Origin of the sequence: Bacillus basilensis (assembly GCF_050630465.1) — a bacterium.
GTDB lineage: Bacteria > Bacillota > Bacilli > Bacillales > Bacillaceae_G > Bacillus_A > Bacillus_A basilensis.
Map to the genome: position 1 here is coordinate 324,730 of NZ_JBNTQO010000001.1, position 23,773 is coordinate 348,502.

Annotated in this window: 20 protein-coding genes and 4 pseudogenes; 18 read left to right on the forward strand and 6 right to left on the reverse strand. The window is 30.3% G+C overall.

Features of this window, described 5'->3' with window-relative positions:
• Nucleotides 1-3: 3 nt before the first annotated feature.
• From ACQVV1_RS01715 to ACQVV1_RS01735, 5 genes are all read left to right on the forward strand, one after another.
• Nucleotides 4-3,174, forward strand: coding sequence for an ATP-binding cassette domain-containing protein (locus ACQVV1_RS01715; RefSeq protein WP_431168510.1), 3,171 nt, complete (start codon nucleotides 4-6; stop codon nucleotides 3,172-3,174).
• A gap of 433 nt (nucleotides 3,175-3,607) precedes the next feature.
• The gene (locus ACQVV1_RS01720) at nucleotides 3,608-3,913 is read left to right on the forward strand and encodes a PadR family transcriptional regulator (protein ID WP_306467431.1); all 306 of its coding nucleotides are present in this window, start codon (nucleotides 3,608-3,610) and stop codon (nucleotides 3,911-3,913) included.
• Nucleotides 3,910-4,440: a DUF1700 domain-containing protein gene (locus tag ACQVV1_RS01725; RefSeq protein ID WP_242253290.1), complete on the forward strand. Its 531-nt coding sequence runs from the start codon at nucleotides 3,910-3,912 to the stop codon at nucleotides 4,438-4,440. Before ACQVV1_RS01720 ends, ACQVV1_RS01725 begins: the two co-directional genes overlap by 4 nt.
• Nucleotides 4,421-5,866, forward strand: coding sequence for a serine hydrolase domain-containing protein (locus tag ACQVV1_RS01730; protein WP_242253291.1), 1,446 nt, complete (start codon nucleotides 4,421-4,423; stop codon nucleotides 5,864-5,866). The genes ACQVV1_RS01725 and ACQVV1_RS01730 overlap by 20 nt, the downstream gene beginning before the upstream one ends.
• 121 nt (nucleotides 5,867-5,987) lie before the next feature.
• Nucleotides 5,988-6,797: a MerR family transcriptional regulator gene (locus tag ACQVV1_RS01735; RefSeq protein WP_242253292.1), complete on the forward strand. Its 810-nt coding sequence runs from the start codon at nucleotides 5,988-5,990 to the stop codon at nucleotides 6,795-6,797.
• Between the two features lie 95 nt (nucleotides 6,798-6,892).
• On the opposite strand, the gene ACQVV1_RS01740 is transcribed toward ACQVV1_RS01735, so the two are convergent.
• A complete protein-coding gene (locus ACQVV1_RS01740) occupies nucleotides 6,893-8,119 on the reverse strand; it encodes an MFS transporter (RefSeq protein ID WP_431168511.1) in 1,227 nt (408 codons plus the stop codon).
• A gap of 125 nt (nucleotides 8,120-8,244) precedes the next feature.
• Here ACQVV1_RS01740 and ACQVV1_RS01745 point away from each other — a divergent pair, with 125 nt between their 5' ends.
• The 5 genes and pseudogenes from ACQVV1_RS01745 to ACQVV1_RS01765 all read left to right on the forward strand — a co-directional run bounded on the left by ACQVV1_RS01745 (nucleotide 8,245) and on the right by ACQVV1_RS01765 (nucleotide 11,836).
• Complete coding sequence (locus ACQVV1_RS01745; protein WP_431168512.1) at nucleotides 8,245-8,790, forward strand: D-glycero-alpha-D-manno-heptose-1,7-bisphosphate 7-phosphatase; 546 nt, start codon at nucleotides 8,245-8,247, stop codon at nucleotides 8,788-8,790.
• A gap of 51 nt (nucleotides 8,791-8,841) precedes the next feature.
• The gene (locus ACQVV1_RS01750) at nucleotides 8,842-9,417 is read left to right on the forward strand and encodes an NUDIX hydrolase (RefSeq protein ID WP_242253299.1); all 576 of its coding nucleotides are present in this window, start codon (nucleotides 8,842-8,844) and stop codon (nucleotides 9,415-9,417) included.
• A gap of 103 nt (nucleotides 9,418-9,520) precedes the next feature.
• Nucleotides 9,521-9,628, forward strand: a pseudogene (locus ACQVV1_RS01755) (winged helix-turn-helix transcriptional regulator); the annotation flags it as partial.
• Nucleotides 9,629-9,999: 371 nt separating this feature from the next.
• Nucleotides 10,000-10,752: a class I SAM-dependent methyltransferase gene (locus tag ACQVV1_RS01760; RefSeq protein WP_431168513.1), complete on the forward strand. Its 753-nt coding sequence runs from the start codon at nucleotides 10,000-10,002 to the stop codon at nucleotides 10,750-10,752.
• Between the two features lie 289 nt (nucleotides 10,753-11,041).
• The gene (locus tag ACQVV1_RS01765) at nucleotides 11,042-11,836 is read left to right on the forward strand and encodes a VOC family protein (protein WP_242253302.1); all 795 of its coding nucleotides are present in this window, start codon (nucleotides 11,042-11,044) and stop codon (nucleotides 11,834-11,836) included.
• A gap of 41 nt (nucleotides 11,837-11,877) precedes the next feature.
• On the opposite strand, the gene ACQVV1_RS01770 is transcribed toward ACQVV1_RS01765, so the two are convergent.
• Nucleotides 11,878-12,285, reverse strand: a complete 408-nt coding sequence (locus ACQVV1_RS01770; protein ID WP_242253311.1) for a tautomerase family protein — start codon at nucleotides 12,283-12,285, stop codon at nucleotides 11,878-11,880.
• A 110-nt stretch (nucleotides 12,286-12,395) separates the two neighbouring features.
• On the opposite strand from ACQVV1_RS01770, the gene ACQVV1_RS01775 reads away from it, so the two are divergent.
• Together ACQVV1_RS01775 and ACQVV1_RS01780 are read left to right on the forward strand one after the other, a co-directional pair.
• On the forward strand, nucleotides 12,396-13,268 hold the full coding sequence (locus tag ACQVV1_RS01775; protein ID WP_242253312.1) for a LysR family transcriptional regulator: 873 nt from the start codon (nucleotides 12,396-12,398) through the stop codon (nucleotides 13,266-13,268).
• A gap of 150 nt (nucleotides 13,269-13,418) precedes the next feature.
• On the forward strand, nucleotides 13,419-14,171 hold the full coding sequence (locus ACQVV1_RS01780) for a phosphotransferase family protein (protein WP_431168514.1): 753 nt from the start codon (nucleotides 13,419-13,421) through the stop codon (nucleotides 14,169-14,171).
• Nucleotides 14,172-14,253: 82 nt separating this feature from the next.
• Here the strand turns inward: ACQVV1_RS01780 and ACQVV1_RS01785 are convergent.
• A pseudogene (locus ACQVV1_RS01785) lies at nucleotides 14,254-14,355 on the reverse strand (protein kinase); the annotation flags it as partial.
• A gap of 324 nt (nucleotides 14,356-14,679) precedes the next feature.
• On the opposite strand from ACQVV1_RS01785, the gene ACQVV1_RS01790 reads away from it, so the two are divergent.
• Nucleotides 14,680-15,774 carry a helix-turn-helix domain-containing protein gene (locus tag ACQVV1_RS01790; RefSeq protein ID WP_431168515.1) on the forward strand — a complete coding sequence of 365 codons (1,095 nt, stop codon included), beginning with the start codon at nucleotides 14,680-14,682 and terminating at the stop codon, nucleotides 15,772-15,774.
• A gap of 14 nt (nucleotides 15,775-15,788) precedes the next feature.
• Here ACQVV1_RS01790 and ACQVV1_RS01795 read toward each other — a convergent pair whose 3' ends face one another.
• Nucleotides 15,789-17,480, reverse strand: a complete 1,692-nt coding sequence (locus ACQVV1_RS01795) for a M3 family oligoendopeptidase (RefSeq protein ID WP_431168516.1) — start codon at nucleotides 17,478-17,480, stop codon at nucleotides 15,789-15,791.
• Nucleotides 17,481-17,662: 182 nt separating this feature from the next.
• Here ACQVV1_RS01795 and ACQVV1_RS01800 point away from each other — a divergent pair, with 182 nt between their 5' ends.
• The 3 genes and pseudogenes from ACQVV1_RS01800 to ACQVV1_RS01810 form a co-directional block, all read left to right on the forward strand.
• Nucleotides 17,663-19,033, forward strand: a complete 1,371-nt coding sequence (locus tag ACQVV1_RS01800; protein ID WP_431168517.1) for an aminotransferase-like domain-containing protein — start codon at nucleotides 17,663-17,665, stop codon at nucleotides 19,031-19,033.
• 113 nt (nucleotides 19,034-19,146) lie between these two features.
• Nucleotides 19,147-19,392: a carboxypeptidase regulatory-like domain-containing protein gene (locus tag ACQVV1_RS01805; RefSeq protein ID WP_242253558.1), complete on the forward strand. Its 246-nt coding sequence runs from the start codon at nucleotides 19,147-19,149 to the stop codon at nucleotides 19,390-19,392.
• Nucleotides 19,393-19,409: 17 nt separating this feature from the next.
• Nucleotides 19,410-19,553 (forward strand): annotated as a pseudogene (locus ACQVV1_RS01810) (short-chain dehydrogenase); the annotation flags it as partial.
• Nucleotides 19,554-19,798: 245 nt separating this feature from the next.
• On the opposite strand, the gene ACQVV1_RS01815 reads toward ACQVV1_RS01810, so the two are convergent.
• Nucleotides 19,799-21,478: a DUF6044 family protein gene (locus tag ACQVV1_RS01815; RefSeq protein ID WP_431168518.1), complete on the reverse strand. Its 1,680-nt coding sequence runs from the start codon at nucleotides 21,476-21,478 to the stop codon at nucleotides 19,799-19,801.
• A gap of 703 nt (nucleotides 21,479-22,181) precedes the next feature.
• Between ACQVV1_RS01815 and ACQVV1_RS01820 the strand changes: the two genes are divergently transcribed.
• Nucleotides 22,182-22,385, forward strand: a complete 204-nt coding sequence (locus ACQVV1_RS01820) for a hypothetical protein (RefSeq protein ID WP_000290885.1) — start codon at nucleotides 22,182-22,184, stop codon at nucleotides 22,383-22,385.
• Nucleotides 22,386-22,412: 27 nt separating this feature from the next.
• Here the strand turns inward: ACQVV1_RS01820 and ACQVV1_RS01825 are convergent, their stop codons facing one another.
• On the reverse strand, nucleotides 22,413-22,655 hold the full coding sequence (locus ACQVV1_RS01825; RefSeq protein ID WP_431168519.1) for a hypothetical protein: 243 nt from the start codon (nucleotides 22,653-22,655) through the stop codon (nucleotides 22,413-22,415).
• A 110-nt stretch (nucleotides 22,656-22,765) separates the two neighbouring features.
• Between ACQVV1_RS01825 and ACQVV1_RS01830 the strand changes: the two are divergent.
• Nucleotides 22,766-23,692: pseudogene (locus tag ACQVV1_RS01830) on the forward strand (alcohol dehydrogenase catalytic domain-containing protein).
• The last annotated feature ends 81 nt before the right edge of the window (nucleotides 23,693-23,773 follow it).

Sequence of the window (23,773 nt, forward strand, 5' to 3'; positions counted from 1 at the left end):
AATATGAAAGTAAATCAATTAATTGCTAATAACATAAACAAATTAGATACAGTCATTCCATTTAATAAGTCTTTTGGAATCGCTGGTTTATCAGGATCAGGTAAAACAACTTTTTGTCAAACGATTGGCGAAGAATCAAAAAAACGATTAGTTTCTTTATTACCAAAGGCTGAATATCAATATTTATTTCCTAATATCATGGAAACGAATTTTAGTGCTATTAAGATGGAGGATATGCCTTTAGTACTTTTTCTGGGGAAATCATCAATTTCTTCTAATCCACGTTCAACGCTAGGTACACATACTGGTGTTTTCACTGAAATTCGCGAAAAACTTGCTGAAGTATTTCATCTTTCCCCTGAGGTTTTTTCATTTAATAACGAGTTAGGTTGGTGTACTGGGTGTAAAGGCCGAGGTACTACTAAAAATATTGAGTGTAAAAAATGTAAGGGAAAACGTTATAGCGAAGAAATTAAACAACATACTATAGATTTATTTGCTAAACCACATACCATTTCAAGTATTAATGATTTAAGTGTTGAATCTATTCTTTCGCTAGCGGAAGAGTTACATATTAGTGAAGCAAAGCAACATATACTACAAAATATAATTAATATGAACATTGGCTATTTAACATTAAATCGAATAATGGGTACGTTGTCAGGTGGAGAGTTAACTCGACTATATTTGGCTGAATTCATGGCAGTAAGTGAAAATGCTGTAATTATTATTGATGAGATTTCAGTTGGACTTGATCATGAAACATTATTACAAATATTAGAAGAGATCAAGCAATTAGGGTGTAAAAATCAAATTTGGCTTATAGATCATTCAGATACAGTATTGGATACAACAGATGAGCAATTGTTCTTTGGACCTGGTAGCGGAAAATATGGTGGACAAATTGTGAAAGAATCACCAAGACCAAAATCAATCCTGTGCGATCTAAATAAAGAAGTACCAACAGAATATTATACATTCCAAGAATTATATTGCCGTAATATCCAAATGGTGGAGTTTCAGATTCCTAAAAATAGGCTTGTAACAGTTACAGGAGAATCTGGTTGCGGGAAATCTACACTTGTCAATGAATGTTTAGCTACAGATTTCTTGAAACGATATCCAAAAGATAAACTAGTTATGGTAGGGCAAGATCGAAATCAATCGATAACAAGTCGATCAACTGTAGCCACTTTCCTAGATATTAAAAAGAAACTAACAAAGTATAGTGAAGAAATCGATGATATTTTCGAGCGCTCGATTGAAGATATTATTGATGAACTTCCAAATGAAGATATTGCGTATAAACGCTTGAGCCTATTAATTAAACTAGGACTTGGCTATTTAACATTAGAACGAAAAACACAAACATTATCAACGGGTGAGTTTCAATGTGTTCACTTAGTTTCGGAATTATTTGCAAACACAAAAAATCCACATACATTATTTATTTTTGATGAACCTTCAAAGGGGTTATCACAAAATATTTTAAATCAATTTATAGATAGTGTTAGAGGGATATTGCAAGATGAATCAGTCTCGATCATCATGATTGAACATAATAGTTACATGTTAGAAAGCTCTGATTATATTGTAGATTTCGGGAAAAGACAACTTGAATCTATAAACCATCTGGATGTAGTAAGTCATGATGATTATTATCGTCAAAAAAGTAGTGCGAATAATGCTGAACAAATTCACATTTCTTCAGCGCTTAAGCAGAAGGAAGGAGTTCACTATTTAGAAGATAATCATATTAACTATTTTAAAAATGCCGAAAACATTTATAAGGGTGGTATTTTAAAAAGTTTATCATCAATGGCTAGGTTAATATATGGTGAATATGAATCAGATACAATTGCACCTGTTGTTGCTATTGATCTTGAAAGGCATTTATATAGTCAATATAGTTTCTTATATGAAATTGGTGGACTAATTAATCATGTTGTAGCTGCTCATTCAACTAATAAAGATACGAGAAGTTTTGATTTCTATTCACAGGGCAATCATTGTCCATCTTGTTCTGGACGTCTTCAAATTGAAATTTTCGATAAAGATATTACAATTCAAGATAAAAATGTTCCATTTTGGGACGGTTTATTCGATCCAGAAATCATGAAAGTATTAAAATTTTATCAATATGAAAAAATAGAGTTTCTATTCGAAGAAATTAAAAATGAGCTTGGTTACGATTTTTCAAAGAGCTATAGTGATATGTCAGAAGAAGAAAAGCATACGTTTTGGTACGGATATTTTGAAAAATCATTTTATGATAAAAAAGGAAAGACACGCAGGACATGGGTAGGATTTAATACGATTATTGGTGGATATATTGTTATTTCAAAAGCAGCTATTAAAGAAGAAATTAAGACTTCTAAAGAAATGATGACATGCCCAATTTGTGAAGGGACTGTTTTAAATCATCATAAACCACTTAAATTTGGTAAATCAGATATTCGTGAAATTATCAATCAGCCAGTTGATGAAGTGTTGAAAATAGTCGGTGATTTACCTGCACTTCATAAATTGAAAGATATAGTTGGTGGTGATATGAGATTGACAGAAGATGTTTCTTTATTGCCAAGAAAAGCACAAGTTGCACTAAAAATGTTTGAGTTAGAACAAGCAAGCTTTTCAAACTATGAAATAGTGTTACAAAATGTCTTACCATTCTGGGATGAAATAAAAGGAAATATCGAATCCATTAGTGTTAATAATCAAGTAACTGTTTGTGATTTCCCTAATGTTTATGAAACGAGAGAAAACATTATAGATCAGTATTTCACAAATGGTAAATATAAAAAACTTACGTATGTATACGAAGCATTTGGATATAAAAAGTTAGTTACCCAAATTAATAAAATTAAAAAAAGTAATCCATGTCCATTTTGTAAAGGAAAGAAAGTTATTACTGAAGATAATTTGCACGATGGTGTCTTTAAACTAACAATTCCATGTGTAACTTGTAATGCAAGTGGTATTAATGATGAAGGGCTAAAAGAAGTTGTTGAGGGTGTGGATGTAAAAACATGGTTAACTGGAAAAGTTAGTGATGTTGTAGATGAGAGTTTATTAACAGAGGCTGTTGTGCAAATACCAATTTTTAATCGCATTCGTGAATTGGATAAACGAGATATGATGGCGGTTTATGAATGTCTTGAGCGTAATCAGTAAAGTTTTATTAGCTTATGTATTATTAACATAACTTATATAAAACGTATATTCTTTATAATGTATATATTAACGCAGTATGATTGATACAAGGTAATGAAAGAAGATCCAATTTCTTAATATCAAAATTAAGAAATTGGATCTTTTATTATTTTTATGTCCCGCATACGATATTTTTCACTAAGAGAAGAAGTATAAGACAAGGAGATATAAAAAGCTAATAGGGATAAATAGTTGATATATTATGTAATTATTATATTATAAAAGTGATAAATAAGGGTAAAAACAGTTCGTAAGTGATATTGTTTGTTTGTTAATCTTTCTGTTTTATTATCTTATTTTTTTGATTTAACAGAAATATATACTTGAATGAAGTATATATTTCTGTTAAATTTATCCTATGAATAGAACAAGTTTAATTAAAGGTCATTTAGAAATGTGTGTATTATCTATTTTGTCGAAAAAGAAAAGTTATGGTTATGAGATTATGAAAGAACTTGAAGTAAACAATTTAAAATTGAAAGGAGTAGGAAGTATTTACCCTATTTTAACTAAGTTGAAAAATCAAGAATGGGTTAATACTTATCAAGAAGTAACAGACAGTGGTAAAGTTAGGATTTATTATGAAATTAATGAAAATGGGAAAATACGTCTTGAGAAGAAAATTAATGAGTGGTTAGAATTGCAATCGGATATTCAAATATTATTAAAAAGCGGTTTGAAAGGAGACCTTCTGAAATGAGGAATAGATTGATAGGTAAAGAAAAGAAATTTTTAACAGACGTACTTAAGGAATTAAAGCAATACGATATAAGTTTAGAAGAAAGGGATAATATTAAGCGACAAATATTAGAACATATTCAAGAATGTCGTGAACATGGTGAAGATAGTATAGATGATTTAGGTACACCTCAATTATTTGTTCAAGATTTTTTAGAAATAAATGAAATTGACTTACAAGTTAAAATGAAACAACTTCAAAATAAAAAGGGAAAATTCAACACAATTATCTTAAGTGGCATATTCATCGCAGTTATTACTTACCTCATCTTGCAAACTATATTTTCAATATTTTTAACTGAATCATTTAATCCGATTATTAGTAAAAATGCATTTCAGTATAATCTTCTATATCGTATTTCAGATAATCAATGGTGGAACGCATTATTAATATTGACTAGTTTGACGCTTTCTGTAGTGGTATTTATTAGCTTAGTAAGTTATAAAAAAAGAAAGCATCTAAAGTATAATGAAGAATACGATCTATAAACTGTCTCTAATTTGTATTCTTTGTAATGTATTAATATTATGTATCATACCTCCAAAAGTTTACGCTCAGCAAAATATTAAAGTTACATTAGATAAGTATATTGAAAAATTTATAAAGGAGCAGAATATTCCGGGAGCTTCAGTTGCAATTGTACATAATAAAGATGTATTCTTCACAAAAACGATGGGGATTACTGGAGAATCTGAAAAAAAGGTCACTAGTAAAACGCAATTTGCAATTGGCTCAATAAGTAAATCTTTAACAGCTTTAGCTATAGTGAAATTAATAGAAGATAAAAAAATAAAATTAGAGGATTCAGTTCAACGATACCTCCCCTGGTTTAAACTAAAAGATTCTCAAATATCCTCAACTATAACAATCCAACATCTAATAACTCATACAAGTGGAATAAGCACATATGAGGGCTTAGCATTATCAGATAAGCAATCCAAAAATTCTACAGCATTAAAAGAAAATGTAATGAGGCTTTCAAATGTAAAAGTAACTGCTCCACCAGGAGAAAAATATCAATATAGTAATGCGAATTATATTGTTTTAGGTGCGCTTATTGAAGAAGTCACAAATGAAACATATTCTTCATATATGGAAAAGAATGTTTTTCAGCCATTAAATATGAATGGCGCGGCAGCAAGTAAAGAAATTGCATGTGAAAAAGGTTATTTTACAGGTTATCAGTCTTGGTTTGGCATTCCAAGAAAAAGTGTAGTGTCCTATGATAATACCGGGGCACCATATGGCTATATTACTGCAAATTTAGAAGATATGATTCAATATATTATGTTTTTGAATCGTCCAGAGGATGCTCAATTATTGAAGAAAGAAAACATGGATCTTTATCTATCACCACTTTATAAAATAAACTCAGAAAAAAGTTATGGTTTTGGATTAAGAACAACAAATATAAATGAAAGTGAAACGATGATTTGGCATTCAGGATCAACACCCGATGCTCGTGCAGAATTATTTATTTTAAACAAAAGTGGCTGGGGTGGTGTGATTCTAACGAATAAAAATCATGTATTAGAAGAAACCGCACTATCAGTATTGAAAAAGGGGATTATTAGTATTTTGAATGGAGAAGAACCGGTTGATATCCCTAAAAACATACCATTAACACAAATTATTTTGTTGATAGTTACACTTATACTTTTCATAATATCAATCATGTTAATTAAAAAGTATAAACATATGAAAACTGTAAAAAAGCAAATTTGGTTATTCATAGGGAGTCTATCCCTACTAATATCTATTGTTTTCATCCCACTGCTTACGTATAGTACAAGTTCACCATGGCGTACGATTAAAATATTTGCGCCAGACGTAGCTTTAGTTACAAGTATTATTGTAACTTTATTAGCTGTGAACGGACTAATATCAATTCTTATAGCCTTAAGAAGGAAGTAAGTATAAGGGGAAAGAATTAAAGAAATATGATTTAAGTGTTATAAACAGTTGACTCTCACACAATGTCATTGTTTAAGATGAAGTTGAGTTTCGAAGTAGATGTAACTTATAGGAGGAAATCATGTTTAAAATAGGAGACTTTTCAAAACTATCTTCCATTAGTATTCGGATGTTGAGACACTACGATAAAGTGGAATTATTACAACCAATAAAAGTTGATGAGCAGAGTGGATACCGATACTATTCAGCAGCCCAATTAAAGAAAGTAAATCAAATTCAAACGTTAAAAAATATGGGATTTAATATCGCTACCATTAAAGAAATAATAGAATGCGATAATATAGATGGTATTAAGGAGCAATTTTCAAATCGTAGTGCTCAAATTAAAGAAGACATGACTAACCTCCAAAAACAATTACGTCTCCTCGAAGATTCAATGAAAACGATGAGAGAGGATGTTGTTGAGATGAATTACCACGTTTCAATAAAAGAAATTCCAGAAAGAAATGTAGCTAGTGTTAGAAAGATTATTCCATCGTATAATTGTGAAGGCGATTTATGGAGTATATTGATGCGAGAAATTCATATTAAAAATATTAGTATGGACCATCCGAGTTATAGTATCGCTGTCTTTCATGATCAAGAATACAAAGAAAATGATGTAGATGTAGAAATACAGCTAAGTATCCTAGGTAAGCATGAAAATACAAAAGACGTTACATTTAAAAAGATTGAATCAACTAATGTAGCTTCCATAACGGTTAATGGAAGCTATGAACAAATGACAGCTGTAAATGAGGCTGCAGCAACATGGATTGAGACAGAAGGTTACGAATTAGCAGGTCCGATGTTTAATATTTATCATGTGAGCCCAGCGATGGAATCGGATCCTAGTAAGTGGGTTACAGAAGTTTGTTATCCAGTTAAATGATTGTAAAGAAAAAAGGCACTATGATATGCCTTTTTTCTTTATAAACTTATCAGTAATTGCAATTAACCAATCATACATAATTATCTTTCCTTCCATCATAGCTTTCGTATCGGACTACATAGTGCAATAAAAACTTCAAGTAATTTCGTGAAGGCAGCTAAAGCAAATACATAGACTGGATTATAAGCTGAAATAATGCCTCCTACTAACGCTCCAAGTGGCATAGCTAATCGTGTAAGTACACGTGAAAATCCTAAAACTCTCCCTTGCATATTTGATGGGACTGTTTCCTGGCGAACTGAGGCTACAAGTGTATTCCATGCAACATTGCAAGTCATTGCAATACTGAAAGCAATTCCAGGAGCGAACCAATATGTGCTCCAAAGCGCGAAAGTTAAGCCAATTGCTCCAGCGAATAGGAGTAAAGGAATTAGAAGGCCGCGCTGCAATCTCTTTTCTAAAGGAACTACAATCAAGCTTCCTAAAAGCCCGCCTATTCCAATTAATGAATAATTAAACCCACTTTGTTCCGAGGTAAGTTGCAATGTGGATAATAAATAATACATGAATACACCTAAAACCGCACTTGCTCCAAAGTTTCCTATCATAGCTTGAAAAGATAAAGCTATATTTAAGCGATCATTTTTGAGCCATGTAAATCCATTAACCAAATCAGATAGTACATTTTGAAGTGTATTTTTATCTTCATATTTCTTATTTACGGTTTTCATAGACGGTAATAACATCACAGCAACTAATGTTGCAATAAATGAAAGAACATTAATCCAAAGTAACTGAAAGCTGCCAATAAAAGAAATGAGAACTCCAGCTATCATTGGACCAAATAAACTAGCCAATTGATTGACCATTTGATAGAAAGAATTGGCCTTAGTTAAGGATGCTCCAACAATTTGCGGAATGACTGTAACAGTTGTTACATCAAAAAGCATGGACATAACTGCTAAAATAAAAATAATTATGTACAAGTGCCATATTTCTAGTAGATATAATGAATGTAGTATTGGTACAAGACTTACTAAAATAATATTAGTAATATCCGCTACCAAAAGTAATTTTTTTCGATCGTATCGATCAATTATTACGCCAACTAAAGGGCCAAATAAAACGATTGGTAATATGTTAATAGCAAATAAAGAACTCATAATTACAGCTGAACCGGTTAATTGATAGGCAATCCAAGGTAACGCAAAAGTATACAATGAGTCTCCAATTCGTGAAATGAGTAAACCAAAAATAAAAATCTTGTATTCTTTAGTAAAAGTTGTCTTTACGGTAAGGCTACGTTCTTGTATAAGTTTCAAACTGTTTATACCACCTTTATTATAGAGAAATTTGAAAATAATCCGTCCAATACTTGTTATATATAGAATTCTGTAATTTTTTGGTGAATCCTACTTTTTATATGTATTTTAAGGAGGAAATAAAAATGAAGGCAGTTTTTATAGATAGAGATGGAACAATAGGAGGGGGAATACATCCAAATGAATTTATGTTATTTGATTTTGTACCTAATGCAATTCAACGGTTAAATAAATTAGGACTAAAGGTATTTTTATATACAAATCAAACTAGAATTGGTCGAGGATATTTTACTGAAAAAGAACTGCTTAAAGGATTTCAAAAAATGCAACAAATTTTAAAAGATGATGATGCTTATATAGATGGAATGTACTATTGTCCACATAAAATGAATAGTAGTTGTGACTGCCAAAAACCGAATATAGGATTACTTTTAAAAGCAGCGAAAGAACATAATCTATGCTTAAAAGACTGTTTTCTTATTGGAGATACAGGGAGTACGGATATGATTGCAGCCAAAAGGGTGAATATGAAAAAGATTTTGGTACGAACAGGATGGGGAGAAAGCTCATTAACAAAGTATAGAAATACGTGGATAGAAACGACGCCTAATTATATAGCGGAAAATTTACTTGATGCTGTGTGTTGGATTGAAGATAATTTAAAAACATAATAAAATTATAGTAAACTGGTTTGTGAGATGGTTAATTTAGGAGGGTAAATATTGATACCTATAGATAAGAATGTACGAACATCTGGTGCATATGTAATGTATAAGAATTTATTTGTTTTTCAAGTTGGACCAACGAGTAAAGGCGATACATTAGGTGTAGTAAGACTTGGAGGACATAAAGAGGCGGATGAAACAGCAGTAGAAACTGCTAAAAGAGAAGTGAAAGAAGAAGCTTCTATCGATATTACTATATTGAATTCACCAACTACATTTTATAAAGAGAATTGGAATGCACAATCAAAGAAAATAAAAGCAGAAAATGAAGTCAATCCAATATTAATTATTGATAGTCCAGATGAAAGTTTATCTATCATGTATGTTGCTTATTCAAAGATGCTACCTAAACCATCTTCTGAAACGAATGGACTACTGTTACTTTCATTGAATGATATTGAATTAATTTGCACTGGAAAAATAACATTAACTGATTATACAAATCAAGGCGGAGTTGCTATATTAAAAGAAAAAATGGATAAAGAGTTAATTTTACAACCTTTCCCACAACTTATGTTTTTAGCAGAACTTTTAAAAGAGAATCCTGTATTACTTCAGCAGTTTCTAAATTAGCAACAAAAGCTACTTTAATAAGGGGCTTTTATTGCTAATAATTTAGTGGTATGTGTATCCTCCATCAGGAAACAATACAGTGTCTGTAGTAAATCTATTTTGCATAAAATATAGTTTATCTGAAAATGGAAAAACAGTTAGTATTGTGTTGGATAGTATGTGTAGTTTGGGTGGAGGACATTTAGAATATACAGTAAGAAATAAACTATAAAATTATTATGTAAATTAAGTGCGGTATAGAATAGGTTTTCTTATAATCTTTATTTTATTATATTTTAATTAAATTAAATAATTTAATGATTACTATTACTATTATTATTATTAAGTATAATAGTAAGTAAGAATATTTTGGTAGTTATTGAATGTAATTAAAGGCGGTTATTTGGAAGGATTGATGTTTTATGAACAAACAGAAGAAAACAAAATATGTAAAAAAGCTCTGCATAAAGAAAAAAGTAAAAGATATCGCCTGTTCTAGCGTTTTATAAGGCTTGGCTTGCATATTTAGAATAAATAATTGATGACTCATTTTCATTAAGAATCTATAGAATATATAAGCATCAACAAAGGGGAAAGTATAAAGTGAACGAATTAGAGTACAAAAACTTTTATGATAAAGTAGGAAGATTAAATGGATGGGATTTTAGTAAAATAAAATGTGAAACTGTAGGAGATACATGGGACTTTTATGGAGAAGTGAAAGAAAGAAGTAAACCATCAGACACTCTACTTGATGTTGGTACAGGTGGAGGAGAGAATGTACTTAACATAGCATCTTCAGCTAAATTGTTAATTGGAATTGATAATTCTAATGGCATGATTGAAACGGCACATTCCAACTTGAAAATATCAGGTATACAAAACGTTGAGTTTTTTCAAATGGATTCTGAAGCGTTAATGTTTCAGAATGCCCATTTTGATATCGCTTCTAGTTGTCACGCACCGTTTATAGCATCTGAGTTAGCAAAAGTAATGAAACAGGGTGCTTTTTTCTTAACACAACAAGTTAGCGAACATGATAAATTAAATCTTAAAGAAGCATTTGGCCGAGGACAATGCTTAGGTGAAAGAGACGGAACTTTAAAAGAAAAGTATATGAGGGAACTTATTAGTGCGGGATTTGAACTCGTGCAAGTACGTGGATATGATGTTACTGATTATTACAGTACGCCTAAGGATCTTATTTTCTTATTAAAACATACGCCTATTATTCCTAATTTTGGAGAAGAGGAAGAGGATTTTAATATTTTGCAAAAGTTTATTGAAGCTAATAGTTCGGAAAAAGGTATTCGTACGAATTCAAAAAGATTTCTGATTATTGCTGTAAAATCTTAATATATTTTATTGTAAAAGCTGCTTTTCATTTAAGGAAAGACAGCTTTTTTATATGGAAACAATGCAGGAGAAACTTGAAAAAATAGAAATAAGTAAAGTGTTAATCAAAAAGACGAAATATGGAGGGGAATTGTTTTGAAACGTTACTGTACTCACAATGAAAGAAGTTAACATATTCATACTAAAGTTGTAGTTTTTAAATGAAAAATCCATTCTTCCGTTTGATTTTATCTGTTTATAAGTGTAATACAATACGAATAGATGGTAAGAAACAAGGGAGGAATGTAACGTGATTACACATATATCAGATATAAAACTACAAACGGTTTCCATAGAAGGGGTAAAACAAGTTTATAATGATATATTATCTTTTCCAATAAAAAAAGAAACAGCATCATTTATTCAATTTGAAGTAACGCCATACACAACAATTAGTTTTCAAGAAGTATATGAACCAATTGCACCTGCTCACTTTGCTTTTGAGATTCCATATTCAAAATTTCATGAAACTGCAAGATGGCTTGAAGAGTCTGGATTACTCATTGTGAAATGGAAAGATGGTCATACAATTGATGAAGAGAGCGGCCGATTCAACTTATATTTCAGAGATGGTGATGGAAATCTTCTCGAAATTATCGCGCATAGTTATGTTAAAGAAGATGTATTAGTACCGCATTCACCATTAAACGTTTTATATGTAAGAGAAATCGGTCTTCCCGTTAAAAGTGTACCTGTATTTACGGAATGGTTGAAATTAAATCTAGATATGAAAACGATGGAGGATGGAGATATTTTTAACTTTGTAATAGGTGGCACTGCATACATTGTTGCAACTTGGTGGCAGCGACCGTGGATTCCAATTGCGATGAAAGCTTTACCACCGAAAGTACACGTTTCTTTTGGAACACCTGATCAAGCATTTTTACAGCGCATACAAAATAATTTGAAGAAAAATAGTGTTCCATATGAATGTAAACATAATGAATTATTGTTTATTCAACTAGGATACTCATTTACTGTTTTGCATACACCAAAGTTTCCTTCTGATATTCCTAGCAAAATAAACTTACCGCTTTCTATATAGTTATAGAAGGTGGTAAGTTTATTTTTTGAGAAAAATAAAGCCTATTTATTACGCTGATTTAACATTTGAGCTATACCTTGACCGAATGACCAATTCTCTATAGGTGTCTCGTGTAGTGTAATAAAAACATCAGCAGTAGAGATTTGTAATATATTAGCTGTACTAGTGGCTATAGCTTTATATAAAGCCTTTTTTTGATTAATTGTTCTTCCTGGTCCACACTTAATGGAAACATAAATCATATTGTTGGATCGTTTTACTGAACCTTCTAAAAGATAAGATGAATCATAAAACAGTTGATGAGGAGGATAAGGTAAAAACATTTGAAAATAATCACTTTCGGGAATATTGAAATGCTCAATTAACGAATGGTGAATTTGATTGCTTACATTCTTTAATAACGTATTATCAAATAATTTTTCAGGATGATAAACAGTGACAAATGGCATAATATAGCACTCCTTTTCTTTTGATTTCATTTTACTTCCAATACTTCCATTTGTATAATTGAAAATATATTGAGTAACTATCAATAAAACCGATGAAGATGGTGTTGGAAATGGAAATGAAAGAATTACTTACATTCAAAAAAATTATTGAAGAAGGAACATTTTCACAAGCTGCTAAACAATTAAACTATGCACAATCAACAGTTACAACACATATAAAAAAGCTGGAAAATGAAATTGGTTTTCTTTTGTTTGAAAGAGGATGGGATGCAAGATTAACAGAAGAAGGAAAACTTTTTGCGGAAGAAGTAGAAAATTTATTAACCCATTGGGAATATTCCATTTCTCAAGCTCAACGAATTAGTAATGAAGAGAAAGGCAGTTTGAGAATAGGTCTATTAGAATCAGTTGCTAAAAGGTTAATACCGATAATATTAAAGTTTTTAAATGCTGAAAAACCATATATACATTGTGATTTTGTAGTAGGAAATACAGCACTTTTATCAGAAATGATAGATCATAATAAGATTGATTTTGCGGTATGTGGTAATAATGAAAATATATCAAATGTAAAATTTATTGCAATATGTGATGAACAGATTGAATTTATAGTGAATGATCCAGAGCATCCTTTATTACAAAAAGAATTTGTTGAGGCATTTGATATTATAGATTATCCCGTTATTGTAGGTGAAAGTAATTGTTATTCCTACCAATCTGTAAGTTCTTTCTTGTTGGAAAATAATTTGTCTTTTAAAAGAATTTACAATTGTAGTGCGTTAAACCTCATTCCACAAATGCTTTTTGGAAATGCTATAGGGATTATTCCGAAAGGTACAATTTTGAATGATGAAGTACTATCTTTTAAGATTAAGGATTTTAATTCTAAAATTCCAATTGGTATACTCATTTCTACTAAAAATAAAAATTATTTAAGCCAAACGAAACAAAAAATTATCAACATTATTAAAGTCGCCTTATAATTATAGAGCTGTTTTCAATACGTGTTTTTCTTTTTTTCATTTCAGATATTTTTGTAATGATAGGATTCATATGAGTAGAAGGAAATACTATCATTGAAGTGAAGTTAAAATAAGGTTGTAGAATACTACATGGTTTAAGGAGGGGAAAACTTGAATTTAGGTGAGCCAATAGCTAAAGGAAATACAGCTAAGATATATCTTTATGAAAATAAAGTTATTAAATTATTCAACGAATACCTTCCAAATACAGAGTCTATGAATGAAGCAAAAAAACAAAAATACGCTTATTTATGTGGGCTACCAGTTCCAAACATATTTGAAGTGACAAAGATACAAAATAGACAGGCAATTATTATGGAATACGTAAAAGGGGACAGTATTGGTAATCTCCTGCTTAATAATCTAAATGAAGCGGAGCATTACATAAATATTTGTGTTAATGAACAAATAAAGATTCATTCTATTTGTATGAACACAGATGAAATAGAATCAATGAGAGAAAGGTTAGAGCGTCAAATTAAATCTGTACAGAAATCGGATGGAAAACAAAAGGAAAATATATTAAATAAGTTACATTTAATCAAATTTGAACCTAGATTATGCCATGGGGATTTCCATCCATTTAATCTAATTTTGACTAAGGAAGAGAATGTGAAAATTATAGACTGGGTAGATGCCAGTTCAGGTGATATTCGTGCAGATGTATTTCGTACATATTTATTGTTTGCGCAGTCTCATATAGACTTAGCGGAAACGTATTTACAAATATATTGTAGAAATACTGGCCTCACACGAGATGAGATCTTTCAATGGGCTCCTATTATTATTACAGCTAGATTTGCTGAGAAAGTATCTCCGCAAAATGAACTGTATTTGAACAGACTTTTGAATCAGTATTTATAAGTTATAAAAAAGGTTGTCTAGTAGATAATTAATAAATGCTGTTGTTTAACTACAAGGAAACTTAGTTAAACAACAGCATTTTTAAACATTGATACATTTCATTCGTTATAGGTTTAATGTTAATAAAATTCAACGGATATTGTTCATTTATTAATTGAAGTATTTCTTTATCTATCTCGTTCATTGTAACGTCCTTTCCAAAGTTTAATTTTTTACTAGAGAATTAAAAGAATCTTATTTTACAAAATTCGAGTTTAATTTTTGAACTCCTTTAAAATGAAATATAATGTAAATTGACTTTTAATAATTGGTAAGGTGTGTGAATCATACTAATTAACGTTAGATTGAAAAGTTAGTATAAGGTATGACAAAATAAGATAGCTAAAAAAAATTAATACTTACATATAGAGTTTAAAGATTATAGAAAATGGCTCATGTTATAAAACACAAGAAATATCAAAAGAAAGTAATGAACATCTCTTATAATGCTTAATAAGGGGGGAAGTAAATGAATGAACATATACAGCAGATGATTGATTGGATTGAGATCAATTTAAAAAAGGAATTTTCATTAGAGGATTTATCTCATTATATGGGGTATTCTTCGTATTACTGTTCTTTTAAATTCCACCAAGTAACAGGTATAAGTATTAGACGCTATATTCTTTTAAGAAGATTGTATTTATCTACGGAGGATTTAATAAACGATAGAAAGATAATAGATGTTGCATTGGATTACGATTATTCTTCGCAAGAGACTTATAGTAGAGCTTTCAAGAATGTTTTTGGAATGAACCCAAGAGAATTTCAACTTAACAAATTGCCTATTCAATCTTTTGTTAAACTCAATATAAATAAAGAGGGAGAGTTTAAAATGAATATTTCTAGAAAATTAGAGGTTGAGCAGTTACGAAATGCGAAGAGTGAGCTGTTTGATAAAGATGTATTAAACATATTGAATGGTCAAATGATGCATGAAGAATTTAAAAATGAAAAGCTAATGGGGGAGTCTGATTATGCACCATTTAATGAGGCAATGTGTGTAAACATGGCTACAACACAAGTTTTTGATAAAGAGTTTATTAAAACAAGAGCAGAAGGGCATAATAGTTCAATAGAAAGTTACACAAAAAAGGTTATAGACCCGTTAGAAAACCTTTTTACGAAAAAGTATAAATGTATTGTTTTATGGTTTGGTGAAGATATGTTCTGCCAAATGAACCTACTTACCATACTTTCTTACCTTGAACAGTCTTCTTATGAAGGGAAGGTATACTTAAATAGTTTCAGAGAGGATGAATTTAAAGTAAATCAAATTGAACTTGAATTGGGAAATTATTCTTCTGTATACAATGAAGTATTAGTAAACCATAAAAAGATTTTCTATAAGGTACCACCAGTAATGTATCAGGCTATAGACTTATATTTAGAAATGCTAAAAGAAGATAATACTGTAATGAAATTCATCTCTAAAAATAAAGATTTATCAACGCAAGAATTATTAATAAAGTTGTTTCAGCTATTTCCAACAATCGGATATGGGGATTCTCAGTACATAGAACTGATAAATAAAATAAAGAAGAAAGCTGTACCTAAAATATAGGAACAGCTTTCTTTTTACAATTGTTCAAGTAACTCTAATTCACCCTCTACAAATAACATTAGTTCTTTAATCGTTTCTCCAGAAAAATCAAAACGAATTCCAGCAGCTTCATATACTTCAGTTAAAGGTTTAGAGCTACCTAATGATAAAGCTTTTTTATAATTTTCTAATGCTTGTTTAGGATTTTGTTTATATTGCTTATACATTTGCAGCGCACCAAGTTGTGCGATTGCATATTCGATGTAATAGAATGGTATTTCGAATATGTGTAGTACGGGTAACCAGCCAGTTGCTATCCAATTTTCATAGCCTTCAATATTTACGACGTTCGATTGGTAAGTGTTATGCAATTCTAGATACTTTTCGTTTCTTTCCTTAGCGGTATGATTAGGATTTTCATACATCCAATGCTGGAATTGATCAACGATAAGCATTTGTGGTAAATACTTAACAATATCCTTAAAGAAGTCTAATTTTGCTTCTATAAATTCTTCTTTATTTTCATAAAAAGTATCCCAATACTCCATCGAAAACAATTCCATTGTCATGCTAGCTAGTTCGGCTGATTCTGAAGGGATTTCTAAATACTTTTGAAGCTCTAATTGCTTCATACAATCATTATGAATACTATGGCCCATTTCATGGAGGAAAGTAGTAACATCATAATGTGTATGATTGAGATTCATAAAAATAAAAGATAATTGAGAAGCAGGTAAATATTCACAAAATCCTCCTGGACCTTTTCCTTTACGGCTTTCTAAATCTAAGCAATTATTTTTCTGCATACGATCCAGTAATGCGGAAAATTCAGGGTCTAGTTTATGTAAAATATGAGAGCTTTTTTCGATTAAATCACTCGCGTTTTCGATAGGTTTTAATGCTTTCTGATTTGGTGCGGTTGCTTTTAGATCCCATGGACGAAGGCTATCTACTTGAAGTTCAGATTTTTTCTCATTAAATATCTTATCGATAAGTGGCACTACATGCTTACGAATAGATTCAGCAAGCTCATAGCAGTCTTCCGCTGTATAGTCAAAACGTTCATGTTTTTTAAACATATAATCACGATAATTATCTAAATGAATATTTTTTGCTTTTTGGTGACGGATTACAATTAATTCATTTAATATATTTTGTAAAGTATCTTCAACAGATAAGAACTTCTCAGAAATAAGCGTTTTTGCTTTTTTTCGTATATGACGATCCGGAACATGTAAGTAAGACTGTAGTTCAGTAATTGTTTTTTCTTCACCGTCCCATAGCGCGGTTAAACCACCAGTAATTTCGAAGTACTCAGTTACTAGTTTGTCTTCTCTTACTTCTAAATCAATGTTCTTTTCAGAAAATAATATCTGCACATTCTTAATTTTTTTATCTAGTAAGCTATACGTTTTTGGATCAAGCTCCATTCGAAAGGGAGACTCTAAATATTTATTATCAAATGAATTTTGATAACGTTTCAAAAGAGGTCGTACATATTGTTGATCATATTCAAAAGTATCTTTTATTTTTTTATTATCTGTATTACATTGAAAGGCGATATAGTGCGATCTTAATTGTTCTTCAATTTCCCAAATGAATGTAGATTGTTTTTTTAACCAGTTTTCAAGTTCTAGTTTTGAAGAAATCACTTCATGTTCTAAAGTAGAAAGAGTATTTTCTAATTCTAGAACGTTACTAATATAAATCGTATTTAAGTGCTGCATGACATAACCCTCACTTTTTATTTATTCATGAAGATATTCTATTTATTAATTGTAATTTCCTTGTTAAGAGACGGAAATGTGAAATAATGTTAAACTTTAAAGTGATTGAAGGGATGAATTTCCTTTTGCTTTATTATGAGAATGAGGAATCCTTTTTAGTTCTTCTATAAGGGAGTGAAAGAATGTATAAGTATTTACATATTTTTAATGATATAGAAAACATGATTCAACATGGAGAGATAAAAGAAGGACAGAAATTACCATCAATACGGTCATTCGTTACGCAATATGAATGTAATAAGGCAACAGTCATACGTGCGCTTCATGAATTAGAAAAGCGTCATATTATATATTCTGTCCCTCAAAGTGGATACTACGTTGTTAAGAAATCTGGGAGTATCATAGAAAATAACGCAATAATTGATTTTGCTTCTTCAGCACCGGATCCAGATGTTTTTCCGTATTTAGAATTTCAGCATTGTATTAATAAGGCTATTGATACTTATAAAAATGATTTGTTCGTATACGGAACACCGAAAGGGTTACCATCTTTAATTCCAGTTATTCAAAAACAGTTGGCAAATTATCAAGTGTTCACGAAAGAAGAAAATATTTTTATAACGTCAGGTGTGCAGCAGGCACTTGCAATATTAACTTCTATACCATTTCCGAATGAAAATGAAACAATATTAGTTGAACAGCCAACGTATCATTTATATATAGAATATTTAGAAATAAATAAAGTTCCTGTAATCGGTATTAAACGTACGAATGAAGGTATTGATTTAAATGAATTGGAGCGTATTTTTCGAACTGGTAAAATAAAATTTTTTTATACAATACCAAGATATCATCATCCACTTGGAACTTCTTATTCTAAAGATGAGAAAGAAAAAATCGTACTATTGGCGAAGAAATATAATGTATTTATAGTAGAAGATGATTATTTAGCAGATTTAGAAACTGATTCAAAAGCCGATCCTTTATATAGCTTGGATTATAGTAATCATGTCATATATTTGAAAAGTTATTCGAAGATTATTTTTCCAGGTTTACGAGTGGGTGTAGCGATAATTCCACTGGTTATTGCGAATGCTTTCCATACATATAAAAAGGTTTTAGATATTGATAGTCCCATGATATCTCAAGCGGCTTTAGAAATTTATATAAAGAGTGGCATGTTTGACCATCATAAAAGTAAAATTAATTCTTCCTACTACAATAGATCAAAAAAACTAGCAGAAACATTAGAAAAAGTGCAAAATGAAAATCCATCGTTATTTACATATAATAGACAAAACACATTGGTAATACACACTTGTTTAGAATTACAGAAAAACATAGTTACAGAAACATTTATAAAAAAATTAAGAGAAAATAAAGTAAGTATCGATTCAGTTGATAGAAATTATTTAAATAAATTTCATAAAGAAAAGTTATTAAAGTTAAACGTATCGAATGTAAAGGAAGCAAGGATTGAAGAAGGAATTCGTAAAGTAATTGAGGAAATCAAACTATTAAGACGTTTAGATTTTCAATTTAAAAAAGAATAAAATGAATAAGGAGCTTTGTTGTGAGGTGCAAAATAATTCTCTTGTTTGTGTGTATCGCTGTAATAATTGGAGCTATAGTTGTGAATAATTTTTATTAAAAAGATGATAAATGCATTGCAGTTGGTAAGTATTCAAGAGGTATTATCATAAATCAAAATAACGAACCTATATTTAATGTGAAAATTTATGAAGATTCTATTAAAGGTAAGGAACGCAGTATTTCAAATGCAGAAGGTGAATTTGAAGTGCTGCATGGTGTTTGTGGTGAGATTGTATTACAATTCGTTACTCCAGATGGTGAAATCTATACGAGAAAATATGATAGAAAGTATATACCAGAAGTTATAAAAATAAAATGAAATCGGTCTAAGGAAAAATAGTAGTTATAGCCGAAGTAACTGTATATGTAACAAGAACAAGTACAAGAGGGAATTTATCTTGTATGGGGAGAACCGAATCAATTGTAGAAACTAAAGAGCTTGTTACAAAGCAGGATGGCATTGAAATTGCGGTTCTTATTTTGAATTGGGAAATTCTTAAGAACATCGATATAACCAACAATAATCTTAGTAAGTGCTGTTCATAAAGACCAGGGGCAAAGAGGAGATAGTTATTAAAAAAAGTAAAAAGCGCTTAAGTGTAGTTGGGGATGTGGTGAGTAGTTCAATTTCATACAAAATAGTAAAAACCAAACTAATATTGCAGTTAAATATTGGTTTGGTTTTTTATAAATTTATATCGAGAGATGTAATCTAATGTACTTATCTATATTGCTTTATATAAATGAATTTTCCAAGCGGATGTCTTTGATATAAATATTTTCTCGAGGGATAAATTGTTTTTCACTGCATTTTCAATAGGGATAGCAGAAAATATGTAACGACCACCCATTTTTTTAAAATGATTTATATTTAGCTCTACATTTTTTAAACGTTTTTTCGAATTTTTCTTAAACATATAGTGTTTTCCAAGTTCATCGGTGAAAATATAACAACGACCACCCCATTCGTCAAAATACGTACGAATCGTTTTATTTTTCGCTAGTTCCTTCTCAATTATTTTTCGGAATTCATATTTGTAAGATAGAGGATAAAAGTTGTTGTATGTGTCAAGTGTATAGAACCCATTGTACTGAGCGATAGCTGGATGTAAACCAATATTAGCGATACGGTACTGTTCCAAAGGTAAACCAATATACTCTTTTATTTCCTTAAATTGTTTTTCTGCAAAAAATTCCTTTACTGAAGGTTTATTTTGATAAATAATTTCTTCATTATAAAAGCATAACAAAATAATTTGGGCTATTATAAAACTTGTTGCAGCGTGTCTCCATACTTTCCCTTGTAACCATAAAACTTTTAATCCAAGAGCGAATAGAACATAAATAACTAACGGACGCAAAAAATGATAACGTGCAAAATTAAATGTATCTAAAATGTGAAATCGTTTTGTTAATGGAAGCCAGCCTTTATAAAACCAAAAAGCATACCAAATTGACAAAACTATGTTAAACCAGAACAAAAAAATAAAGACTTTTTCTTGCTTCCATCGTTTTGTAGTAATGATAAAATACAACGCAATAAGTATGGCAGGTAAAATAACAAATGTATGGACTGTCATGACATGGGTATGTCCTAAAAGAAAATTTTTCACTGTAAGTCGGAGAGACCGCCATAACGATAATCTTGCATGAAAATATTCATCTCTACTGTTAGGTGCAATTGATAAAAAGAAGGAAGTTACTAAGCGATATTCTACAATCATGTAAATGAGCGTCATATAAATAATTGAAAAAAGAAAACGAAAGTTCCATTCTTTTTTAACTACTAAGTCAATTAACCAGAGTATCCCTATGCTACTTAAAAAAAAGAAAAAACCTAATACAATACTCGAATATAGAGGGATTAGAGTAAGTACGAAATAGTTCTTCCACAATTTTTCACCTTTTCGAATATTTAAAAATGCCCAAAGTGCAAGAGGCATTCCCAGAGTACTAAGCATTCCTGATGGCCAAAAAGGGGTAAGAGCAAAAGCTAATGAAACTCCTATTGAAATGATCAGCCATTCCTCTCTTGGTAAAAAATGATGTTTTAAAAGTACATACATGCCTATAAAAGCAACCACTCTTGTAATCGTCTGACTTAATACATAAGCAACCATATTTGGGAAAAAAGCATACAACCACACAATACCACTAAACTCCGTGCTAAATGCGTTTCTTGACAATTGATTATTTATCACCTGTGGAATTGTACCATTAATCGGACCTTGTATCTCTCCACTACATGTCAAAACCTTATACCAGGACAAATTGGAATCAAGGTTATCATGAATGCGAATATGCGCATTTTCTCCAAGAATAAATAAAGGAGACAAATAGAGAATGAGTATAATTGTCGCAAAAACAAACAACTTTCTTTCTTTTTGATTTTGGTTTAAAAACATTGGTCGCACCTCAAAGGATTCTCAAAAAGTTTACTTATAAAATTTCCAAAATGGAAGAAATTATCCCTGGTCAATCAAGGTGCTATAAATTTAAGTGGTGGATAGGAGAGGAAAACAACGGATGAGAATGGTATTGTTTTATAATCCTGATTAATTTTATAAAAAAGAAAAGTCTATCCTTATTGTTTAAGTAAGGATCTATATATTACGGAGAAGATTTTTTGTATAAGAAAACAATAAACCTAACAATTTGTATAGCCCCTACTTTTTTAGTTGCAGTTTTTTTGTGGGGAAAGAAATATAACAGTTGTGAATATTGATACTATGCAACAATCCCAAAAAATTAAAAAGGGAGTTAACATTTAAGTGGTTCAAAGGCTAAATTGCAGTCATCATTTAATTTAGATTATGGAAATTTCAAAATAATTATTATTTTTAAAATTAAAGAGCGTTTGTCAAGGCCCCCGGATTAAAACTAATAAGGAAAAAGAATAACACATTATATTTATAAATATATTTATTAGGATTTTATGTATTTGTTGAAAAGTATTATTTTTTACCAATTAATGGTATTGTTAGATTGTAGAATATTCCGCATTAACTGCTCGTAAAAGCTTGGTTGGTTCAACTAATAATCAGAGGGGAAAGGCCCCTTTGGATTATCTTTTCACTTTATATTGTAAATAGGAGGATGATGAAGTTTATGGCAGTACGTATAGTCGATGATTTACAACAATTATCGTTGTTACTTATGTTTTTAAGTACATTTATATTTTACAGATACTTAAAGAAGGTTAAACGAGATAGAAAATTGACTGGTTTTGAATGGACAATGTATTTTGTCACTCAGTTTGCGACATTAATTTGGGCAATGACTTATTTTATTAAACACTTAGCTGAATCGTAATTTCTATTCACTCGATCTATTTTACTGTTATCTAGTAGGGATATAAATATAGTCTGTATCTAAATCAATGACAACATTGCTTAAGATGTCTTCTTGTAATAACTTTGGGATTTTTTCATAATGATACCGTACACAAAATAAGTTTAGAAGATCTTCATTAGATATCTCTTCATTTTTTACATTTAAATACATTATTATTAACTCGTTAAGAGAAAAGTTACGGCCAAAAACATACTTATTTATTCCATATCCATCAAATTCAATTATCATGTTATCACTGTTGGGTGCTAGCCAACGTTATAGCTTAAATTTTAGTTAAATCTATTATACATTGTTTGAAATTTTGTGAGAATATATTTTTATAAAGTGAGAGGATATAAATGGAACAAAATAAATTAGTTTTAGAAGGACCAAAACGGCTTAAGTGGGAAACGCGTGAAATTAAGTTTATACAGGATGATGAAATTATCGTTAAAACAATTGCAGGTGCAATAAGTATCGGAGCAGAGTTACCGCAGTTTAAAGGATCCGATGTTACAGATATGACTCCTATTTATCCAAGCAAAACTGGATATGAAAGTTATGGTGAAGTTGTTCGAGTTGGGAATAAAATAACAAATTTAAATGTAGGTGATAAAGTAGTTTCTTTTTATGGACATGAAACTGTAGGAATAGTTAAGGGGGATAAAGTAATTCGAGTGCCTAGTTATATAAAACCTAAAGTTGCTTTATTATCTATTCTTTCGTGTGATGCTGCTAAAGGAGTATTAAAACTAAATCTGCGACAGGATGAAAAAGTACTTATAACTGGAATGGGAGTTATTGGTTTACTCGCTTGTTATTTTTTAAAATACTTTGTAGGTGTTAAGCATGTAGATGTTGTTGAACCTAATAAAAATAGAAGAGATTCTGCAAAGAATTTTGGTGCGAGAAACATATATGAATCAGAAGAACAAATAATAGAAACATATAATTACGGTTTTGAATGTTCTGCTACAAATATCGAGTTTCATACATTACAAAAAGCACCTTACAGTAATAGTGAAATATGTATACTTTCTGATGGGAATTTAGAGGAACTAACATTAACCGCTGATTTTTATGAGAAAGAACTGCGGATCATTGGTTCAAGTGACGGATATAATTATCAAAAACATGCAGATTGATTTTTTAGTCAAATAGAACAAACACCATGGATAGAAGAGATTTTTCAACATGAAATACAATATACAGAACTCATTCAATGTTTTGAGGAATTAAGTCAAGGAATAATTACCCCTTTAAAAGTATTTGTCTCATATGAATAATGAACAAAATTACCAGGTACTTGTCACATAGCCCACATATGTTTCGACACTAATATGATAACAGAGCGCGGAGTAACATGT